This is a genomic window from Nostoc sp. CHAB 5715 (assembly GCF_020829685.1).
Taxonomy (GTDB): domain Bacteria; phylum Cyanobacteriota; class Cyanobacteriia; order Cyanobacteriales; family Nostocaceae; genus Nostoc.
On sequence record NZ_JAIVFR010000861.1, the window covers coordinates 1 to 3250 of the forward strand.

At 41.2% G+C, this 3250-nt stretch carries 4 protein-coding genes and 1 pseudogene; 4 read left to right on the forward strand and 1 reads right to left on the reverse strand.

Annotated elements, in window-relative coordinates; all coding sequences use genetic code 11:
• Positions 1-9 precede the first annotated feature (9 nt).
• The 4 genes from LC574_RS32605 (at position 10) to LC574_RS32620 (ending at position 2966) form a co-directional block, all read left to right on the forward strand.
• Positions 10-210 (forward strand): hypothetical protein, encoded by a 201-nt coding sequence (locus LC574_RS32605; protein ID WP_229457734.1) that lies wholly within the window; start codon positions 10-12, stop codon positions 208-210.
• A 20-nt stretch (positions 211-230) separates the two neighbouring features.
• Complete coding sequence (locus LC574_RS32610) at positions 231-893, forward strand: inorganic phosphate transporter (RefSeq protein WP_229457735.1); 663 nt, start codon at positions 231-233, stop codon at positions 891-893.
• A 50-nt stretch (positions 894-943) separates the two neighbouring features.
• The gene (arsS, locus tag LC574_RS32615; protein ID WP_229457736.1) at positions 944-1951 is read left to right on the forward strand and encodes an arsenosugar biosynthesis radical SAM (seleno)protein ArsS; all 1008 of its coding nucleotides are present in this window, start codon (positions 944-946) and stop codon (positions 1949-1951) included.
• 79 nt (positions 1952-2030) lie between these two features.
• Complete coding sequence (locus LC574_RS32620; RefSeq protein ID WP_229457737.1) at positions 2031-2966, forward strand: alpha/beta fold hydrolase; 936 nt, start codon at positions 2031-2033, stop codon at positions 2964-2966.
• 88 nt (positions 2967-3054) lie between these two features.
• Here LC574_RS32620 and LC574_RS32625 read toward each other — a convergent pair.
• A pseudogene (locus tag LC574_RS32625) lies at positions 3055-3150 on the reverse strand (phospholipid-binding protein); the annotation flags it as partial.
• Positions 3151-3250: the final 100 nt, after the last annotated feature.

The window sequence follows — 3250 nt, forward strand, 5'->3', positions numbered from 1 at the left end:
TAGGGGAATGTGAAGATCGGGGGCAGGGGGCGCTTTCAAGGGCAGGTATTTAAGAAAAGAGCAAATCAGCAGGTAAAATACAGAACTGATGTCAGACCGCAAAAATATGCAAGGCAGATGGAAAGCAAAATAAAAGAAGTTCCCAAAGCTGTAAAATTAACTTGGAGTCCGATCGCAACTAATCCAGCGCCAACCAGCGCACCTGTTTAACTGTACTGATAGCCACCCTCATGGGGTTGCCAATTTCCACAACTCACAGTTTAACAGGTGCGCTGGTTGGCGCTGGATTAGTTGCGATCGGACTCCAAGTTAATTTTACAGCTTTGGGAACTTCTTTTATTTTGCCTCTATTACTCAGTCCAATTATTGCTATTCCTTTGGGGGCAGGAATTTACAGCTTATGTAACTATATCATTTCAAAATGGAACCTACCAGTCAATCAAAAAATAATTGATACTTGCCATTTTCTTAGTGCTGGTATTGTCAGTTTTGTGAGAGGATTAAATGATACTCCCAAGATTTTTTCACTCATTCTAGTTATTGAGTATTTTTCGATTCAGGGAGGAATGATCACGATTGCGATCGCAATGGCACTTGGCGGTTTACTCAACTCTCAAAAAGTTGCTGTCACCATGAGTGAAAAGATTACCTCATTGAATCATACTCAAGGCTTATCAGCAAATATAGTAACTGCAATTCTAGTCATTGCAGCTAGTCGATTTGGGCTTCCGGTTTCCACCACTCACGTTTCAGTTGGTTCTATTTTTGGAGTAGGCTTGAATGGTAAAAAAGCCAATATACGTGTTTTTTATCAGATAGCATTATCGTGGGTTTTAACCTTACCAATTGCTGCAATTATTAGTGGAATAACCTACAGATTATTGCAAAGTTAAAAAATAAATAATTGAATATATTTTTTGCCATATTTAAGGAGTAGTAATTAATGCAAACTCAATCAAAAATTACATTAAATTCAACAGTTACACCATTTAAAAATAAACTCAATTCTCCTTTGAAAAAAAAAGGAATTACTGTTTTACAAATTAATCTAGGTAAGCGTTGTAACCTTGCCTGTACACACTGTCATGTCGAAGCTGGGCCAAAACGTACAGAAGAACTTTCTCCTGAAGTTTGCGAACAATTGATTTCGCTAATCCATAAATTTCCCGAAATTAAAATTGTGGATTTGACTGGTGGCGCACCAGAAATGAATTATGGATTTAAGCCATTGGTAGAAGCAGCAAGAGCAACTGGTAAGCAGGTGATTGTCCGGTCTAATTTGACCATTTATTTTGCAGATGGATTTACTGATTTACCAGAGTACTTTGCTCAACATCAAATCAGAGTTGTGGCTTCCCTACCCTGCTACCTAGCAGATAATGTTGATAAAATGCGCGGTGCTGGTGTTTTTGATAGTTCAGTCAAAGCTTTGCAGTGGCTTAACCAACTTGGCTATGGTAAAGAGCCAAATTTAATTTTGGACTTGGTATTTAATCCCCAGTTACCCACAGATGAAAAATTTTCCTTAGCTCCCGAACAGACCAACCTAGAACGAGATTACAAAATGTTCTTACAAGAACATTTTAATATTGTGTTTAGCAACCTCTTCACCATTACCAACCTACCAGTTGGTAGAACCAAAATGCATTTAGAACGGCGAAAACTGTACACCAGCTATTTGCAGTTTTTAGAGTCGCATTTTAATCCCGGCACAGTTGAACATTTAATGTGCCGCGATGAACTCTCAATTGATTATTTAGGCAATGTATATGATTGCGACTTTAACCAAATGATGAATTTACCTGCGAAAAACCGCAATGGTGAAATCTTGACAGTTAGCAAACTCTTAGAAGCTGACAGTTTAGACCTGATTAGTGAGATACAAACTGCTGCTTATTGCTATGGTTGTACTGCTGGATGTGGTTCTAGTTGTGGTGGTGCTTTGCTCTAAAGACAAATAAGATAGCGTAGCCAATCTTTGCGTAAGGATGTCAAAATAGTATTTCCACGCTGATGAATTAAAGGAGACTGTGACCACTACATTACACTGGCAGGAACGGGTTGGTAATCAAAGGGATTGGGTTTGGCGCGGCTGGCAAACCCGCTACACTTACATTCGCCCAAGCCAAAATCAGCACAAGACAATACCCCTGATATTGCTACATGGCTTTGGCGCTTCTATTGGTCATTGGCGACATAATTTAGAAGTGTTGGGTGAACATCACACAGTTTACGCCATCGATATGCTGGGTTTTGGCGCTTCTGAAAAAGCCGCAGCTAATTACAGCATCGAACTCTGGGTTGAGCAGGTTTACGACTTTTGGAAAACATTTATCCGTCAACCAGCGATTTTGGTGGGTAATTCCAACGGTTCACTGATTTCTATGGCCGCCGCCGCCACTCACCCCGATATGGTGCTGGGTATGGTGATGATGAGTTTACCCGACCCTTCGCTAGAGCAAGAAGCAATCCCGCCTGTGCTGCAACCAGTTGTCAGAGCAATTAAAAATATTGTTGCTTCACCGTTGATTCTTAAACCTGTATTTAACTTCGTGCGCCGTCCTGGGGTGCTGCGTCGCTGGGCTAGTCTGGCCTACGCTAACCCAGAGGCAATTACCGATGAACTTATAGAAATTTTAGCAGGGCCTCCCCAAGATAGAGGTTCCGCCAGAGCTTTCAGTGCTTTGTTCAAAGCTGCGATCGGAATTAACTTTAGTCCCAGTGTCAAGACAGTATTACCAACCTTAACAATTCCGATGTTGTTAATTTGGGGACAAAAGGATCGGTTTGTTCCGCCAGCCCTTGCTAGCCAATTTGCCCAATATAACCAAAAGTTGGAAGTGCTGAATTTAGAAAACGTGGGTCATTGTCCCCATGATGAATGCCCTGAACAAGTCAACCAAGCTATTTTAGATTGGATTGAGAGGTGGGTTAGCGTAGGCGTAGCCCGCCGCAGGCATCGCTAACCGTTGCTTACTCCCTAAATATTATGCAATGGGAGCGATCGCCCCAACCAATACCTTTGCCACTATTGAATTTTAAATTGCTTAACACCTAGCCAATCGTGGCTTGGTCAGTATTAACATCTGTAGCCCCACTAACAGAACGAGCTACAGAAACCATCTTGTTGAGAATTTCTTGACTGGGAACTTAACGCGAAAGCTATGTCCCGCAAGGAACTGAAGTTCCTTGCTAATAGCAAAAGTCATCTGAAGATGACTAAATATATATCCAAAAATCTTTAGTCTAC

What these genes read in the sequence shown, in the direction of transcription:
- arsS (WP_229457736.1), top strand. Translation starts at nt 944, where the DNA reads ATGCAAACTCAATCAAAAATTACATTAAATTCAACAGTTACACCATTT.
- LC574_RS32610 (WP_229457735.1), top strand. Translation starts at nt 231, where the DNA reads ATGGGGTTGCCAATTTCCACAACTCACAGTTTAACAGGTGCGCTGGTT.